We start from the raw sequence: 15,984 nt of genomic DNA, 5'->3' as shown, positions 1-15,984 counted from the left end.
AGTCGGAACACGGGTGCAGAAATGGGGCTGACGGCGGACGCGTCGATCGTATCAAAGATCACAGGAATACAGGAGGCGGAGCGTTTGCGGCAGGATTCGCACGTTCCGGGGGGATGTGACAATCTTTTAGAGTGGGCGTGCTTTCGGGTGGGCGTGACGATCGAGAAAGGTCGAGCATTTCATGCGATGTGGGTGATCTTGCGAGAAACCATCGTTTCGGGGAAAGCGTATAATGTGTAATGCGACTCTGCAGGCTCTGTAGAGTGAAACAGTGTGGTGATTTCGTCCCCAAGGAATTTCCATGTCGGAACAACTTTCTTCCCGGCAAACTTTGCCACTGCGTATTGCGATGGTGGAGGTGCGTGAAGTGGACGTTTCCGGCACGCCACCGGAGACCGTTGAGTGCAGGCTGCGCGTTAAACGGCTCACGCGTTTTCCCGTGGAAGAAGTCGCCGAGCAGATTGTGGCGACCGGCGACAAAACGTCTCCCAAAGAAGCCGAACCGCGGACGCGGATCGCGCCGCCCAAACCAATCGCCGACGAAGAACAGGCCCCTGCAGACGGGAACGGTGATCGGTGGGCGGACGCCGGCGGTGAAGTGCTCGTTGCTCGCGGGGAGTCGGATATTCTGGCGATCGCGGGAGCGGTGTCGATGCTTTGTCGAAAGCCGTTGCATGTGATTTCGCATCAACGTGAAGACGTCGACGGAGCTTGCCGGTGTGTTGTTGCGGTGTCCGATCAATCCGACGCGGTCGATTGGGAGGCATCGGCCCGCGGGTCCGGGCGAGCCAACGCCGAATCGTCTGACATCGCGCTGACGTTGGCAACCATCCGTGCCGCGAACCATGCCGGATTGCTGAAACGCGAATACCGAGCGAACAATCAAAAGGTGCTTCGCCAGTGGTCTCGCGATGCGATGTTGGAAATCTCGGAGTGTCTGTCTCGGTCCGGCGGCCTGTCGGATACCAAGCCGTCGGTCATGCTCGAGATCGAGAGTATCGTCTTAGACTATTTGAATCTCGGTTCGTCAGCCGCGGTGATCACGGCGTCGAATCAACCGCGACCTGAAACAATTCTCAGCCTCTTTGATACCAGTGTTTGGTTGTACGATGAGGACGGTCGTCCTCGAAAACACTACACCGAGACGGATCTTTGGTTGGCATGGTATCCCGGTGTCGATGACGACGATCGTACGGTCGGTGAACTGATCGAGTCGATGCCCGCGGCGCCCGCCTCAGCGATTCCTTGGATCGTTCGGCTGTTTGAAAATCCGACCAGCCCGATCCGGTTTCGCGGAGCCATTGACTTGCACGATCATGACGTGCTGCATGTCCTTCTCGGACGCGGTTTGCAGGACCAAGACGAAGCGTTTGTGCTCGGATTCGCGATGGGGACGGCAAAGAAAGTGAGCCGTATTCAGTATCACGCGTTCAAGTTTTTGATGGCTCGCGTGTATCCCGAACCGTATCGAATCCCTGGATTTCTGCAGCCCGCGTTTGATTTGGGCGTCCAGTGTGGAAAGAAAACCGGTGCAGCGGATTTGTACAAACAACCGCTCAAGGAACTGCGTTCACTGACTATCGCGGAGGCTCGGCGGCGTGCGGGGATCGATATGGAGATCGTGCGCCAGCACTACCAAATCGAACAGCAGCGGATTCCGTTTACGATTGCGAGTCTGCGGTTGCCTTAGCGATGGCCGCTTCGATCACCAGTTTCGACTTGCGGTAACCCTCACGCGTTACTTCCGCGACCGGCTGTTTCCAGTATTCGGGGTTAAACAGTTCGAGCGAAAACGTGCCCGAGAAACCGTTCTGGAGCAGCATCGCAATCGTATCCACGAGAGGACATACGCCGTCGCCGGGGAAGACGCGGTCTTTATCCGCAATGGTTTCGATTGGTGGTTCGCTGGGGTAGTCGTTGATATGGAACAACGGCATCCGGGAGGCTTCGATCATGGCGAGTGACTGCAGATCGTTACCTCCTTTGTAAATGTGATAGAAGTCAGGCAGCACGGCAGCGTTTGGATGTTCGGCCGCGGTGGCCACGTAGGCCAACTCCCCCAAACGACTCAACGTCGGCGAGAACCCCCACAACTCGAGCAGCGGAGTCACGCCGACTTCTTCGCCGAGCTGGAGAAGCGTTCGATAGCGTTCCGCGATAACAGGCAACTCAATCGGACCGTTTTGACGCAACGCGTTCACGTTATGGGCACCAATCGGAGGAGCCGCCATCATGGTTCCGCCCAATTCGCGAACCAATTCCATGTCGCGTCGCGCTTCATCGAGCCCGGCTTGTCGCTCCGCCGGTTCGTTGACAATCCACCGTGCGAAACCGATCGCTCCTGCGACCCGAATGCCTGAGTCATCGAGTTGTTGACGAAGATCGCGAAGCCTGCCGCCACCGTCAACGTACGCCCGTAAATCGCGGATCCACGGTTCAATGGCATCAAAACCTGCGTCGGCGGTGACGCGAATCTGCTGATCAACGGGGAGCCCATGGCCACGGATCGTGCTCGTGTTGAGAGCGATTTCGGGCGTCTGGGTCTCTTTCGCCGAGTGAGTGTGATCGGCGGGCTCGTTGTGGTCCGTTGGCGAGTCGGCTCGGCACGCGCTAGCCATGGAGGCAAAGACGCCGGCGAACAAACCCGACTCAAGGAGGCCTCGGCTGGTGGACTGAAGGAATCGGCGTCGAGATTGACCGGGCACCACGTTTCTACTCGCTTTCATCTTTGTTTTCAGAAGACGCCGAGCTCTCAGAAGACACTGGGTTTTCAGAGGATTCAGGGCTGTTGGACGACACGGGGCTGTCGGAAGTTACAGGCTCAGGTGCCGGCAACGGCGTGATGGACAACTGACGATACGTCGCTTGGGTCGTTTCGTCGTGGCCTTGGATGATGATGGTTCCCGGTTGGAGACGCAGGCCTTTGCGAGGGTTCTCGTGCATTTTGCGATCATCGTAAACGTCGGTCACTTGCAGGCCGTTCACCCAAGCCGCGAAGTGCGATCCGTCGGCCGATAAAAGGATTGAATTCCAACGCTTCGGTTCCCCCGCGACAATCCTTGCGTTCTGTCTGCGAAAGATACCGCCGGCGCCACAGTCCGCCGGTTGCAGCGGATTGTCGTCAACGGTTTCGTTGTTGACTTGGCACTCGTATCCCATCATCTCGTCGCCAGGGATGGATCGAAAGAAGATTCCCGAGTTCGACTTTGGGTTGTCCATCTTGTAATCGGCGAGAAGTACGAAGTCGCCGTAAGTGTCGTTTGATTCGAGTTGTTGTTTCCCGCCATCGACGACCAAGTGTTCTTTGTCGTTGACGGTGAAATCGCCTGGCATCTCGGGATACTGTTTCCATCGGGTGAGTTCTTCGTCGATCAGGTTTTCCAGTCCGATCGGACGTAAACGGATGTTGCGGAATTGGATCTTGCCCGAACGAAACTGCAACCCGATGTAACCTCTGGCAGCGGACTCTGCGTCAACGAGTTCGCAGGTTGTTTTTTCGTCGATTTTGACGGTGACGTTTTTCCCATCACAAACCATGTTCATCGTGTGCCATTGGTCCGACGAAGTTGTAAAGGGTGTTCCCTTTTTGCGCTGTACAATGCCACCGGTCGGGAATGGGTTGTCTTGCGGTGCGATGTTCACTTCGAAACACCGCGACGCGACATCACGCGGCTCGATTTCTGTCCGAAGAAAGACGCCTGAGTTGGTTTCTGTGTCGCAACGAAACTCCAATTCGAGTTCGTAGTCCGACCACTGTGTCGTTGTTGTCAGCAAGCATGGCCGGCCTCGGTCGGCAACGAGAGCGTTGTTTTCGATTCTCCAGTTGGCTTCGCCGGCGATCACCCATCCGAACATGGTGTGTCCATCGAAGAGTCGAATCCAACCTTCGCTCGTTTGTTCGATTGGCAGCCGGGCATCGAGCAACTGTTCAGCACTCGCTTCATACGCCTGCGCCTCAAAAACAAACGGGGCGTCGTCTTTCTTCTGCGTCGTGTCTTCTTGCGCCGGCAACTCAGTGGAACTATCGACCGCGGCGGCGGTGTCGTCGGCAGGCGGCGTCTTCGTTTGGCTCGAGCAGCCGACGATGCTGATTGCAAACGCGAGTCCCGCAATCTGAATGAGCCCTGTGGTCTGCACGAATCCATTTGCCAGAACACGACCTGACGCACGACCTTTTAATGCATGAAAATCGCGTGCTCGAAACCAATGCAGTAGTGAGGTTTGATGTTCCGTAAAGGTCATCGCGGTGCACTCGTTTAGAAAGAAGGTGGTTCGGATTGGGCTGGCGATCGGACTCGGTTACCGAGCAGATGGACTGAATCCTGCTGCATCCATGCTGCTGCTCAGGCGAGCCCCTGCACGCTCATGCTGTCTCTTTAATCGTGAGCGATCGGCCCGATCAATAGCCGTACTCGTCGAAGTATTCGCCCCAACGCTCTCGAAGCAATTTTTCTTGTTCCGAGGATAGTTGGTGAGCGTTGGTTTGGTAGGACTTGTGTTCGGTTTCGGCCCAGGTTTGGATGTCTTCGCGGACCGTTTCAAAGTCCGCCAGGCGCAGCGAATCGTAGATGGTTTGTAGAGTGTCCACCGGATCGGCAATCAGGTCTTCGTACCGAATGTTGATCAGGTGATGCTGGTCGATTTGCTGTTTTTGTTGATGGAAGGCGCGGTACATTTTTTCCAGGCAATCGAGGACATATTCTTCGATCCCGTCGTCGCTGGTTGGCGCGGGGGCTTGGAGTCCTTGAACGTCGTCGAGGCTACGCCACAATCGGCACGTGCTGGGGAACAACGCCCTCGGGTCGCGTGTGATGTGAATGAACCTCGCCTGAGGGAACGCGGCAGCGAGATGTCCCACCCGGCCGGTGTGCGTTGGACTCTTGATGACGAGCGGCCGCGTCGTCGATGCGCTCACGCGGTGAAGAAACGACCGTAGCGTGTCGACCCATTGCTGGCGTGCGGCTTCATCGACCCCTTCGAAATCCAAGTACTCCATGTCGACGGCGCCCTCCCGTGGGAAAGCAATCCGGCGATAGGGCGATGGCAATCCGAGGTTGACCAGTGCGAATTCGTCCTCCTGTGGCCGGTCCCATCCGGTGTCCATGTTGTCCATCGGCCGCTTGCCCGGCAGCAGCCACTTGGCGAATCGCTGAAAGAACCACTCGGTCAGCAGGAAATGCGACGGTGCGAAACATTGAAACGTCGACGGGCTGCTGAATCGTTCGTCCCGGACCATCAACTCATGCAGCAGCGTCGTGCCGCTGCGCCAGTGCCCGATGATGAAAACCGGCGGCCCGTGCAGTTCGGCTTCGCGAATTCGGCGACGGTAGATGAGGTTCTGCATCCCCATTAGCAGGGTGTTGAACGGGGTGGCCGTTGAAACCGAGCATGCCAACGGCACTCGAGAGGGGCTAATGGCGAACCCTCCACGTCGCAGCAGCCGCCACCACGCAGATGGCCGCATCCCATGCCAGAACCGCGGACAATAGAACGGGTAGCGATTCAGGGAAGACTCGGGCATGAAAGAGGAAAGTCCTACGCAAAAAGGCGGATTCGAGCGAACAAAATGCCTCGTGTGAACGTCTGGCGACTGGCCGTTCCCAGGCCCGGTCTCCCTCCAACGAAATACCACGTTAGACTGTTTGGACACGCGTTCGCCCGTGAAGGATAAAGCGTCATCCCGTCCAGGCCCATGAGCTGGCCAGATTGTGACCCGGATTTTATGCGTTTTTCCGAAACGAGTGGGCCCGGTCGCTCCAAACACCTCGTCTATTGCGTCAATTTAACATGCCGAAATCCACCCGCGATCTTTCTATCGAAGATTTGCAGCAGCACATCCGCAAGATGTATTACGACAAAGACGTTGCGCGTGGCATCGACGGCACCTTCATGTGGTTGATGGAAGAGGTTGGCGAGTTGGCGTCGGCTCTGCGAGGCAACGATCGAGAAAACCTGCAGGAAGAATTTGCCGACGTGATCGCTTGGTTGTTCACCATCGCGAACGTCGCCGACGTGAACTTGGCCGAGGCTTTGTCGGCGAAATACGGGCAGGGGTGCCCCGGATGCCAACGTTTTGAATGTGAATGCAGCTTGGATGAGAAGCCGTGATAGTATTTGTGTTGATGATCGCGGCGGTCTTCCTGGCATCGGTTGGGCCGGCCTCGAACGAGGTGAACGCACAAGACCCGCCCGCCGAAGCTCCCGCGACTGACTTTGTCGGGATCGACGGCCACTATCGCGCCGGCCGTTGGACTGCGGTGCGATTCAAACCGGTCGACAACGCGGTCCTGGAAACGACCGACGGCGACGGAGGAGTTGTCGTCTATGAACAGAGCTTCCTTGCCGGGGCCGACGGCGAACAAGTTTTCGGCTACTGCGTTCCAGGCACTGAGGCTGCGCCACTAACGATCCGCACTTCCGCGGTTTCGAGCACGTCTGACGAGAAATCGGATGCCGGCGAAGTGGTGTTGAAAACTCGCTTCCCGGAAACCGGCACGCCCGCGGAAGGTCCGGCGATGATCCCCGATGAGATGCCGTGGGTGGTCGTTTTCGGTGATCCCATGGGCATCGAATCAATCGGAGCAAACGAGCTGCTCGATCGCGATGCGTCGATCGCCGTCACAACCGTCGTTCAGCCTGAAAGCGTTCCTGACCACGTTCTCGGTTTTTCCGGCGTCGACCTGATCGTCGTTACCGGTTCAGGTGCGAAGGTGCTCGAGGAATTGTCGACGTCCCAAGGTGCAGCGATCCACGATTGGGTCAGAGGCGGGGGCAAGCTCTTCTTAACGCTCGGCGGATCGGCCCCAAAAACATTCGAGGCGTCTTCTTGGTTGACTGAACTGTTGCCAAAGAGTGTCGTTTCGTCGTCGGTTGTTCGGATGGATCCGTCCGGATTGGAAACGTTTGCGAACAGCCAGACTCGACTGAAGGCATTCGACGGATGGCGACTGCCCAAGACCATCGGTGCCGGTGGCATTGCTTTGTCGAGCGTGGGGGAAACGTTGATCGCTGGCCGTACGTCTCGCCGAATCGGGTTGCCCTTGGCCGCACGTTACACGATCGGGATGGGGAGCGTGACGATCGTTTCGGCTGACTTGGATGCATCGCCGTTTGTCGATTGGCCCGAGCGTCTTGATTTGATCACCAAGTTGACAGGCGACCTGCTCGTGGAAGATCGCACCGAAACCGGTAGCAGTTTCCGTTTGGGCGGTTATTCGGATCTGTCCGGGCAGGTCCGTCGGACGCTGGACCGGTTTTCAACCAAGCGAAATGTTAGCTTCTCGATTATCGCTCTGATCATCGCCTCGTTGATCGCGTTGGTCGCTCCGCTGGACTATCTATTGGTTCGACGCGTGCTCGGTAATCCGTTGCTCGGCTGGGCGACGTTTCCGGTAGTCGCCGTCGTCATGTCGGTCGCGCTGGTGTTCGCCGCGAGCCCGCGCTCGGATGCCGTCGATGAATCGGGCGGGCAGGCGGCGTCAGAGGGTATTGAGGCGGATGCGTCGTCAGACAGTTTGTTGCGGGCCAATGCGTTTGAGTTTCTCGACATCGATGCGTCCAACCAGGGAGGTAGGTTGTTTCATTGGGCCTACGTTTATTCGCATCCCGCGCAGACCGTCAACGTTGCTGCTCAGCGAAGCCCCGCGTTGAACAAGCTCGCAAAAGACGTTCAGTACCAAGTGATCAGCCCATTTGGCGCACCGGGCCGGTCGATGGGGGGCATCCAGATCGACTCTTGGAGCAGTCCGCTCCGCGTGCCGGTCGTGGGAACGAATGCCAGCGATTCAGAGTCGTCCACGCAGACGGATTTCCAACTGACTAGCCGCGTCGAGTCTCTCGAGTTGGCTCCGCGGAGCAGCAAGTCGATTGCCGCTCGGATGCAGTTTGATACTTCGGTGGATGCGGTGCCGATTGAACGCCGTCGCACCTCGGACTCATTGCAGGGGCGGCTCGTCAATCCACTCGACGTCGACTTGCTCGATTCGATGTTGATCTATCGAAACATTGTCTATCTGCTGCCGACGCGTTTTCCTGCTGGGGCGACGGTCAAGGATGTTGACCAACTGCGGCAAAAGAACTTTCGTTGGCAACTGTCTCGCCAGCGGGCATTGGAGAGTTCCTCGCAGACCGAAGCGTGGGATGTAACGCGAAGCGACCAGCCCGAACGACTCGCCGAGATGTTGATGTTTCATGAAGTCGTCGGAGGCGTTGATTACACCGGGCTACAGAATCAGATCCTTGGGCATCTTGATATGACGGATTTGTTAACCGAGGAACAGTGTGTGTTGGTGGGGCGTTGTCGAGAGCCGTGGTTGACGTTCGATGTTGGTGTTTCCGGTGAAGGCGGCGATGCGTCTTCAAGCACCGAAGCAGTGCCGAAGGGTGATACCCAAACTTGGGTGCGGGTAATCCTGCCTGTGAAGCAGGTTCGGCGGTAATGTTTGTGTCGTGATAGCGAGTCGTTTGGTTCTGAGTAATGGGTTGTCGGTCAGCTCGTCTTCGTGCGGTGTCGTTTACTTTCTTCCTTATCTTCTACTAGTTTGCAATCGTCGTGATTAAAACCGTTGACTTGACCAAGAAGTATGGCGACGCCTTTGCCATTAAATCGATCGACTTGGATTTGGAAGCTGGCGATTTGTTCGGGTTCATCGGGCCGAACGGTGCCGGGAAAACGACGACGATGCGGATTATCGCGACGCTGCTCGAACCGAGTTGGGGCGAGGCTTACGTTTGCGATCACAGTGTCCACACCCAGCCGAAAGAGATTCGTCGGTTGGTCGGTTACATGCCCGACTTCTTTGGTGTCTATGACGACATGACCGTGGTGGAGTACCTCGAGTTCTTTGCCGCCGCATACCGGATCGGCGGCGAAGACCGGCGCAAACGCGTCAACGAAATGCTCGACATCGTTGACCTCGATTTCAAACGCGATGCATTCGCCAATACGCTCTCTCGCGGGCAAACGCAGCGACTCGGATTGGCGCGGACGTTGTTGCACGACCCACAGGTGCTGTTGCTCGACGAACCATTGTCGGGACTCGATCCGCGTGCCCGGATTGAGATGCGGAACCTATTGCGTCGACTCGGCGAGATGGGCAAGACCGTGATCGTTAGCAGCCATATTCTTCCGGAGCTTGCCGATGTCTGTAACAAGGTCGGCATTATCGATCGTGGTGAACTGAAGCAGAACGCAAAGGTTACCGAGGTGATCCGAATGGTCCGCGAGCACACCGTGTTGATTATCCAGCCGAGCCAACGCGATCAGATGCAGAAGATCGCGGATCTCTTTACCGGCCACCCGATCGTCCAATCCACCCAACCCGGCGACGACGCCGTCCGCGTGATCCTCAACAGCGACACCGACGACTACAGCGAACTCCCCAAACTACTCATCGAAAACGGCATCGGCCTCCGCCGCTTTGCCGAAGAAGAACTCGACCTCGAATCCGCCTTCATGGCCCTCACCAAAGGCACCAGCACCCGGATGTAGGTTGGGCGTGGTCGGATAAGTACGTTGGAATAGGACCACACCCTCTGCCTCGGTCTTCGAATCTGCCCGAGAGTGCTGAAATGAATTGATTTGACGCGATCAAGCTGACCAACGTTTTCTTGCCGCAGCAATCTCTTCCGCAGAATAAAAATGTCGGAAATACTTCGATTCGCAAATCATATCGATGTATTCCCGAGGGAAGCGTGCTCGCTCGAGGAAGAGTTTGTAAGTTTGTGAGTAATCTTTCTGCTGACCAATGTTCTTGTTTACGAGTTTGAACCGCTCCAGTGACAAGAAATTACATATTGCCGTGACTTTATCTTTGTCATCAAGTTCAGATCTCAAGACCAGCAATTCAATGTTCTGGTGGGAGTATTGGCAGGTCCCTGTTTCTGGGAACGCTTTGTCGTAAACATCAATGTTAAAGTTTGCGTTGATTTCGGTGTCGAACCAATTCAATGACCAATCGTGCCAATGTTTGGCAAGAAATGTTTTCTGAAGTTCTTCTGGTGATTGTTGTATGTTTGCAGGCGATTCGTCGAAAAACACCTCGAGGTTTTGGAAGAACTCGGAGATATTTCTGCTTATCGGTTCTCTGGTAAGGGAAATAACTCGAGCAGGCTGTTTCTCGACAACAGTCCACTGATATAGCCAACGATGAGTTTTTTCGACGACTCGTGGAGACAATGAGTGTGCGTGAAAAACCGGTCCGTCGTAGTGTCGTTTGAGTGATTCGTAAATTGACGAAGAACCTACCTTCCCCATTTGGTAGATAATCAGAGGCGATGCTCGATGCAATTGTCTCCAAAACGACCACCGTTGAGCTCCATCTAAAAGAGCTTTTGCTGAATCTTTGACAGGTCTTGGGGTGACTCGGAATGCAAGTTCTATAGGGTTCATTCGGCGACCTGTGGTTGCACCGGGCGAATTTTTTGGCGGTGTTGGTCTAGCAAGCTTCGTCGCTTTTTAGTTGGGTGGAGGCATGTCGGTATGTTTAACCGAGGTCATTGGACGGTTGTGCTGAAGGTTGAGCTTGCGGTGTATTGAATCGCAATTTGTATCAGAAACACGCCGAGTTCATGTTGCGGGATTCGCAAGAGGCGGACTGCTAGTCCCGTTTCCTCGCGGTGAACACGACTCCCCAGGTTGCCCTGGACGGTGTTTCTCCAGTCATCCATTCCTCTTGGGACGCGATTTCTAAGCCATGTTGTGAAGCGAGGTTGTCTAATTCAGGCTCAAAGAAGTATCGCATTGAGTGGGTCTCCTCCAGTCGCTGAGTGTGTTGCGATTTGCGGTCAGTAACATAAATCGTATATTTTACTTCGACCTTGTTTTCGCGTTCGATTAGCTTCGGTTCTGCAATTCTGACGACATCGATTTGATCGTCCGACACACGCTTGACACGTGTTGCCGGCAACTGGGTGAGGACTGCTGGCCCGTACCAAAGATCAAACACAAACAAGCCGCCGGGCTTCAAGTGAATGGAAGCTGTTTGGAAATAGTTCGCAACGTCGCTGTTGGATACTTGGTAGCTGGCTACATGAAACAAAGACGCTACTGCGTCAAATTTTTGGTTGACACGAAAAGAGCGGATGTCTCCCAGATGTGATTTAAAAAATCCTGCCACAGGATCCACCTTTTTGGTTGTCTTGCTTGCGAAGCGTTTTTCTGCACGTTCAAGCATCCGTGCGCTCATGTCGACACCCACGACATTGCAGCCACGCTGTGTCAGCCACAGCGCGTGGCCGCCGGTACCGCAACCTAGTTCGAGAAGCGAGGAAGGCGCAGGGGCATTCTTGATAGCGCAATCGCGCTTTATCAGGTTGCAAAGATACTCGGTTTCCTGAGCGTAGTCTTTGTCACGGTATAGCAAGTCATAGTAGCGTGAAGACAGGTCGAAGGCCTCAGTCATTAATCTTCACCATTTCGTCACTAACAGGATCGAAGCGGGTTTTGTCCTGATCACCTGAGTAAGGCCCCTGTTTAACTTCAATCATCTCGGTGGGTTCGAGCATTTCGAAGCCATGTCCTCCGGCCGCCAGCAAGACAACGTCTCCGGTGGAAGCGATGCGGCTTTCGAGGTAGTGGCGTCCATCGGTGTAAAAGTCGATTCGAACTTTGCCTGATTTGACAAGCAAGACTTCTTGTGTCCAAAGGACTTCACGTTGGACCGGATTGTGTACGTGCGGATCAATTTTGTACCCGGTGGGGCGATTCATATATCCGAGTTGTTGCGAAAACATGCTCGGCGTGAAGAACTCAATCCCATCGGAATGGAACTCTGACCGGATGATGATCCCAATAGTCTGGTCAAGATGCTTGACGTGTTCGATGCTCATGTTTTCGTAACGGAATTATTTCGGGTAAGAGTATGTCCAATAGTCAGGACGCAAAACCCAATCCTGTACCAGTTTGTTCGAGTGGAATTGTCGTTGGTGGAATTGATAGCCTTTTTGATAAGCAACGCGACTTTTGAAGAGGGCTGTGTCGGCTGGTGCCTCTGGAGACTTCAATAGCTTCTTGGCGAGTCGCACTGCTCTCTCTCTCTTTGTCACAATTGTTGCAGGCTTGGTGACGGATTGTTCTTTGTGTTTTTTGCGCAGAAACGAGTATGAGTCAGAGATCCCTTGAAGGTATGACCGCTTCTCAATGTACTCGATAGATAATCTGTCCTTGGGGACTATGTGAACTACCGAGACATTCGGGTCGTAGATGGCGGTTTTGTTGCTTGCTTTGGCCTTTGTTGTGACGGCGGCTTCACCGTTACCTCGGAACTGGCGTAGTCGCCATGGTACACCATCGGGGTGGAAGCCCCCTAGCGCGAGTAGGGTGTTTCTGCGGATTGAAAAGTTTAAGCCCCAAATCAGGCTCGGATCAATTTCTTTGCGTTCGTTTCCGTAATCAAGAAGGCTTAGGTATGAACACCGCCATGTGTTCTCGTGGCGGTAAACGAATTTTTCAAGCCAGTCGGGAGGGGGAGATTCGTACAGTGGACTGCTTGGGCCTCCGACTAGGTCAACAGTGGTGTCGCGAAAGTTGTTCGATATTGCTTGTAGCCAGTGCTCGTCAACTTCCACGTCATCATCGATGAAGGTAAGGATGTCAAATTGGCTCTCCTTTACGCCGCGATGGCGCCCGGCAAGAAGTCCAGGCACTTCTTCTTGGATTATACGAAACTCAAAACCTGCAAGTTTGGTTGTGTATGAATCCCTTTGGTTCGGATTTTCATTGAGTCCATTTTGCACTACGAGCACCTCGAGGCCCTCGGAGGCGTAGCGAGAGATGGATTCCAGCGTTCGGCTAATGCTCGTGAGAGGTTTCGATGTTGGTATAATGACGGAAATTTGTGGGGCCAAGGTCATCTAACGCTCCCCTTTGGTGCACGCGTTAACTGTGGCCCAGTGCATGTTTGGAAGGCAGGCATCAAATTCGGAGATCGGTTTAATGTCTTCTTGAATCACTCTTTTGACACCTTCAGCCCATCCGGAATCGTGGAAGACTACTGTTGCATTGTCGGCAAGATGGGGCGACCAGGCATCCCAATCACCCTTGACGCCTTCGTAACTGTGGTCAGCATCAAGGAAAAGAATGTCGATGGTACCAGAGTACGATCTTGCGACGTCTTGGCTCGTTCCGCGGAGCGCGCGTATTGTCTGTTGGTAACGTTTCGTGTTTGCTAAGAACGCGGCGTAGGTGTCACGAGCACCTTCTGTCATTGCGTCGTTCTGCCAAGTGTCGACGCAACTCAGCGTGGCGTTAGGCTTTCCGGAGAGTCCGGCGGCAAGGAAGCAGCTTGAAGCGCCCAGGTACGAACCAACTTCAACTGCCCGCCCATTGGATTGGCGGGCTAGTTGGAAGAGCATCTCTTTTTCATCTGCGGTGAGATGGGTTTCAATTTTAGATGCTTTCCAAAGGCCTCTGGATGCCAAACTAATGGGTCGAAGTAGCGTTCCTAGCATTCGTGTGCTCCGCCGGAGAATCCGCAGTAGTAACCAGGTGACTTGTGCAGGTGAAAAGGGTTTGTTTTGGGCGAAGTAGCCTCGAACGCTAGGGCGATTGAAAGGCAGCGGAACCATGTTGCAAACAAATGGGATTCGTTTGCTCGAGAGCTCATTTGGGGATGCCCATAGACGAACGCATCTTGCCTGCGGAATACGAATCCGCCGTCCGTGTTTTGGTTCGCGAAGACCCAGCACAGGAAGTGCCTTAGAGCGTCTTTGATTTCGTCGGAGCGGTAGTTCGTTTGACGCGTTGCAGCTGCAAGTAGATGGACGGAGTCGATGTCTTCGCAGGCACTTGAATTTCGTCTGGGGGCGAACCCCCCGAGTTCATTTTGGGTTGCGAGTACGCTGTCTATTAGCGGTTCTGGATAGGGGAGTTTCTGGTTGTCGTAGATGAGAAGACAGTATAGATGGTAGGCGAATTGCACGGCGCGGGATCGCTCGCTCGGTTCATCGAGATCTGCCTCACCCCAAAGTCCTGTGGATGGGTTGATGCGATCAATGAGCAATTGCAGTAGCAGTGAGACGGCGTTTTTTGCGTTGGTGTTTTGTAGTCGGTCGCGAGAGTATTGAAGTAGTCCGCCAACGTTCATTAGTTTGTTATCGTCGTCACCATTCATCGACCAGTCTGTGTCCTGGATCAGTTGCGAGACTGCACTTTCGGATGTGAATGCGTTTGCAAAACGAAATGGGTATTTGGGAGTAGAGCCAATCGCATCGTATGCGGCAGTCGCGATAAGCGCAAAGTGTCTGGCGCCCCACCAATCGTTCTGTTCAAATAAGGAGTTGTTGATGCATGGATCGCGAAAAAGTCCGTCTTCTTCACATTGGTATTTATCGAGAGACTCTTTCCATCTAGAGGAAGCTGGCTGCAGATCCACACCGAGGCCAGCTAGCGTAAGGATAGCAAACGCGTTTGAGTACATCGTTGGAGAGTTGCACGATGCAGAATAGAGAAAAGCCTGTTCAGTATGTTTCAGTGATTTTACGAATTTTGAAACACTGTCTTTGAATAGAGGGAAATCAAAAGTCGCGTACCTTTTTGTTCCCGCCGCGTAGGTAGACAGTGTCTCTTCGAGAATTCTCGTTTCTTCTTCGCTTTTTTTGCAAGTGCAGGGGCCTCCTGCTATTCTTCCAAGCTTGCCACGCCAATAGGTTAGGGTATCTCTTGAGACTCGCATGGTTGCTTATTCAGCTTTCGGTCGATGAAAAATCGCATTCGAAGGCGACCACGCCGTCTTCTGCAGTTAGCAGGTATCCTGTTGCGTAAATGTCATCAGGTTCAATCCGGAAATCGATCGCGGGTTCAATTTTGTCGATGAGTCGCGATTGATGCGATCCTATCGAAATAGTGAGGCGATAGACGCCGGGCGTCAGGGCTGGAGAATTGACGGTGAACGTTGTGATGCCAGATTGTGGTATTTGATGAGGCGGTTGAGTTGCCATATATGAATTGAAGCCGCCTACTCGCGCACCGGTGATGCTGTGAACGATGAATCCAATTCCGGATAGCTGTTCGGGGTGTTTGCTGGCGTCGTAGTTTATCTCGATCTTGATCGGAGTTCCCTGGATAAACGTGGATGTTTGCTCACCGCTGATGTCGTGTAGTTTCACGGCTTGCAACAGTGGTTTCATGCCAGCTAGTCGATTTGGGTGTGAGGCCAGCGATCGGAAGCCTGGGCTTTCACCGTGTTGGCTTCCCTGTAGGTATGTCGAGATGACATCTGCTGTGGCTCCAACGCATGTGGACTTGCCCTGTTGTAATAGCATGCATCTGTTTGCCAGTCGCCTCATGAGTGCCATGTTGTGACTGACCAGGACCGTCGTTCGTCCCCCTGAGGTAATCTCGTTGATTCTGCCGATGCACCGATCTTGAAAGGCGGCATCGCCAACAGCGAGGACTTCGTCGATAATTAGGATCTCGCAGCGAAGATGTGCCGCAACTGCAAAGCCCAGGCGTGTTGTCATGCCGCTGCTATATCGTTTGACAGGCGTGTCGAGGTATTTGCTGCAGCCACTGAACTCCACAATACGCTCCAGTTCTGCACTGATCTCTTTTCGGTTCATCCCGAGTACGGCACCGTTGACGTAGATGTTCTCCCGTCCGGTGAGTTCGGGGTGAAAGCCTGTTCCAACTTCGAGGAGGCTCGCTATTCGACCACGCGACCGAATAGCGCCAGAGGTTGGAGCGGTGATTTGGGAAAGCAACTTGAGAAAAGTGCTTTTTCCTGCGCCATTGTGCCCAATGATGCCAAAAACTTCACCCTGGTTTATGTTGATTGATATGTCATGCAGGGCGAGTACGTATTCATTATTCGGTGTGTTCGAGGTGGTGTTTTCTTGGCCAATTTTTGCGAAAGGGTCTGGCTTGCCCAGCATCTTTGCGAGTGTGCGATGCAAGTCGTGGGACAGCGTGCCTGTGCCGATTTGGCCAATTCGGTAGCGTTTTGATACGCCTTCAAATTGGATGGCGATTGTCATGGTTGCTGGCCT

At 54.2% G+C, this 15,984-nt stretch carries 14 protein-coding genes; 4 read left to right on the top strand and 10 right to left on the bottom strand.

Translation table 11 applies throughout. The features are described from left to right. The first annotated feature begins 301 nt into the window (after positions 1-301). A complete protein-coding gene (locus RSSM_RS17505) occupies positions 302-1,690 on the top strand; it encodes a hypothetical protein (protein WP_008681592.1) in 1,389 nt (462 codons plus the stop codon). Here RSSM_RS17505 and RSSM_RS17500 read toward each other — a convergent pair. From RSSM_RS17500 to RSSM_RS17490, 3 genes are all read right to left on the bottom strand, one after another. Then, positions 1,662-2,726 (bottom strand): sugar phosphate isomerase/epimerase family protein, encoded by a 1,065-nt coding sequence (locus RSSM_RS17500; protein WP_236621215.1) that lies wholly within the window; start codon positions 2,724-2,726, stop codon positions 1,662-1,664. The genes RSSM_RS17505 and RSSM_RS17500 overlap by 29 nt on opposite strands. Next, a complete protein-coding gene (locus tag RSSM_RS17495; protein WP_008681587.1) occupies positions 2,713-4,242 on the bottom strand; it encodes a 3-keto-disaccharide hydrolase in 1,530 nt (509 codons plus the stop codon). Before RSSM_RS17495 ends, RSSM_RS17500 begins: the two co-directional genes overlap by 14 nt. A gap of 157 nt (positions 4,243-4,399) precedes the next feature. Next, complete coding sequence (locus RSSM_RS17490) at positions 4,400-5,521, bottom strand: sulfotransferase family protein (RefSeq protein ID WP_044302868.1); 1,122 nt, start codon at positions 5,519-5,521, stop codon at positions 4,400-4,402. Between the two features lie 266 nt (positions 5,522-5,787). Here RSSM_RS17490 and RSSM_RS17485 point away from each other — a divergent pair, with 266 nt between their 5' ends. The 3 genes from RSSM_RS17485 (at position 5,788) to RSSM_RS17475 (ending at position 9,490) form a co-directional block, all read left to right on the top strand. Beyond that, complete coding sequence (locus RSSM_RS17485; RefSeq protein ID WP_008681584.1) at positions 5,788-6,108, top strand: MazG nucleotide pyrophosphohydrolase domain-containing protein; 321 nt, start codon at positions 5,788-5,790, stop codon at positions 6,106-6,108. Continuing rightward, positions 6,105-8,438, top strand: coding sequence for a hypothetical protein (locus RSSM_RS17480; protein WP_236621214.1), 2,334 nt, complete (start codon positions 6,105-6,107; stop codon positions 8,436-8,438). Before RSSM_RS17485 ends, RSSM_RS17480 begins: the two co-directional genes overlap by 4 nt. A gap of 113 nt (positions 8,439-8,551) precedes the next feature. Further along, on the top strand, positions 8,552-9,490 hold the full coding sequence (locus RSSM_RS17475; RefSeq protein WP_008681581.1) for an ABC transporter ATP-binding protein: 939 nt from the start codon (positions 8,552-8,554) through the stop codon (positions 9,488-9,490). A 99-nt stretch (positions 9,491-9,589) separates the two neighbouring features. On the opposite strand, the gene RSSM_RS17470 is transcribed toward RSSM_RS17475, so the two are convergent. The 7 genes from RSSM_RS17470 to RSSM_RS33810 all read right to left on the bottom strand — a co-directional run bounded on the left by RSSM_RS17470 (position 9,590) and on the right by RSSM_RS33810 (position 15,972). Next, positions 9,590-10,390, bottom strand: a complete 801-nt coding sequence (locus tag RSSM_RS17470; protein WP_081613821.1) for a putative capsular polysaccharide synthesis family protein — start codon at positions 10,388-10,390, stop codon at positions 9,590-9,592. A 208-nt stretch (positions 10,391-10,598) separates the two neighbouring features. Continuing rightward, entirely contained in the window at positions 10,599-11,402 is an 804-nt protein-coding gene (locus RSSM_RS17465; protein WP_008681577.1) for a class I SAM-dependent DNA methyltransferase, read from the bottom strand. Beyond that, positions 11,395-11,829, bottom strand: coding sequence for a cupin domain-containing protein (locus tag RSSM_RS17460; RefSeq protein ID WP_008681575.1), 435 nt, complete (start codon positions 11,827-11,829; stop codon positions 11,395-11,397). The genes RSSM_RS17465 and RSSM_RS17460 overlap by 8 nt, the downstream gene beginning before the upstream one ends. A 15-nt stretch (positions 11,830-11,844) precedes the next feature. Continuing rightward, entirely contained in the window at positions 11,845-12,852 is a 1,008-nt protein-coding gene (locus RSSM_RS17455) for a glycosyltransferase family 2 protein (RefSeq protein WP_008681573.1), read from the bottom strand. Further along, on the bottom strand, positions 12,853-13,449 hold the full coding sequence (locus RSSM_RS17450) for a class I SAM-dependent methyltransferase (RefSeq protein ID WP_008681570.1): 597 nt from the start codon (positions 13,447-13,449) through the stop codon (positions 12,853-12,855). After that, on the bottom strand, positions 13,443-14,672 hold the full coding sequence (locus RSSM_RS33815; RefSeq protein WP_008681568.1) for a hypothetical protein: 1,230 nt from the start codon (positions 14,670-14,672) through the stop codon (positions 13,443-13,445). The genes RSSM_RS17450 and RSSM_RS33815 overlap by 7 nt, the downstream gene beginning before the upstream one ends. 10 nt (positions 14,673-14,682) lie before the next feature. Continuing rightward, positions 14,683-15,972 (bottom strand): ABC transporter ATP-binding protein, encoded by a 1,290-nt coding sequence (locus RSSM_RS33810; protein WP_008681566.1) that lies wholly within the window; start codon positions 15,970-15,972, stop codon positions 14,683-14,685. Between the last annotated feature and the right edge of the window lie 12 nt (positions 15,973-15,984).

The sequence above is a fragment of the Aporhodopirellula sallentina SM41 genome (assembly GCF_000346505.1).
In the GTDB taxonomy this organism is placed as follows: Bacteria; Planctomycetota; Planctomycetia; order Pirellulales; family Pirellulaceae; genus Rhodopirellula; species Rhodopirellula sallentina.
Note: the sequence above shows the minus strand (reverse complement) of the source record. Positions and strands in the feature narration are given on the sequence as shown.

Bases quoted from the DNA above. Each gene is read 5' to 3' on its own strand.
- RSSM_RS17505 (WP_008681592.1), top strand. From the start codon at position 302: ATGTCGGAACAACTTTCTTCCCGGCAAACTTTGCCACTGCGTATTGCG.
- RSSM_RS17500 (WP_236621215.1), bottom strand. From the start codon at position 2,726: ATGAAAGCGAGTAGAAACGTGGTGCCCGGTCAATCTCGACGCCGATTC.
- RSSM_RS17495 (WP_008681587.1), bottom strand. From the start codon at position 4,242: ATGACCTTTACGGAACATCAAACCTCACTACTGCATTGGTTTCGAGCA.
- RSSM_RS17490 (WP_044302868.1), bottom strand. From the start codon at position 5,521: ATGCCCGAGTCTTCCCTGAATCGCTACCCGTTCTATTGTCCGCGGTTC.
- RSSM_RS17485 (WP_008681584.1), top strand. From the start codon at position 5,788: ATGCCGAAATCCACCCGCGATCTTTCTATCGAAGATTTGCAGCAGCAC.
- RSSM_RS17470 (WP_081613821.1), bottom strand. From the start codon at position 10,390: ATGAACCCTATAGAACTTGCATTCCGAGTCACCCCAAGACCTGTCAAA.
- RSSM_RS17465 (WP_008681577.1), bottom strand. From the start codon at position 11,402: ATGACTGAGGCCTTCGACCTGTCTTCACGCTACTATGACTTGCTATAC.
- RSSM_RS17460 (WP_008681575.1), bottom strand. From the start codon at position 11,829: ATGAGCATCGAACACGTCAAGCATCTTGACCAGACTATTGGGATCATC.
- RSSM_RS17455 (WP_008681573.1), bottom strand. From the start codon at position 12,852: ATGACCTTGGCCCCACAAATTTCCGTCATTATACCAACATCGAAACCT.
- RSSM_RS17450 (WP_008681570.1), bottom strand. From the start codon at position 13,449: ATGCTAGGAACGCTACTTCGACCCATTAGTTTGGCATCCAGAGGCCTT.
- RSSM_RS33815 (WP_008681568.1), bottom strand. From the start codon at position 14,672: ATGCGAGTCTCAAGAGATACCCTAACCTATTGGCGTGGCAAGCTTGGA.
- RSSM_RS33810 (WP_008681566.1), bottom strand. From the start codon at position 15,972: ATGACAATCGCCATCCAATTTGAAGGCGTATCAAAACGCTACCGAATT.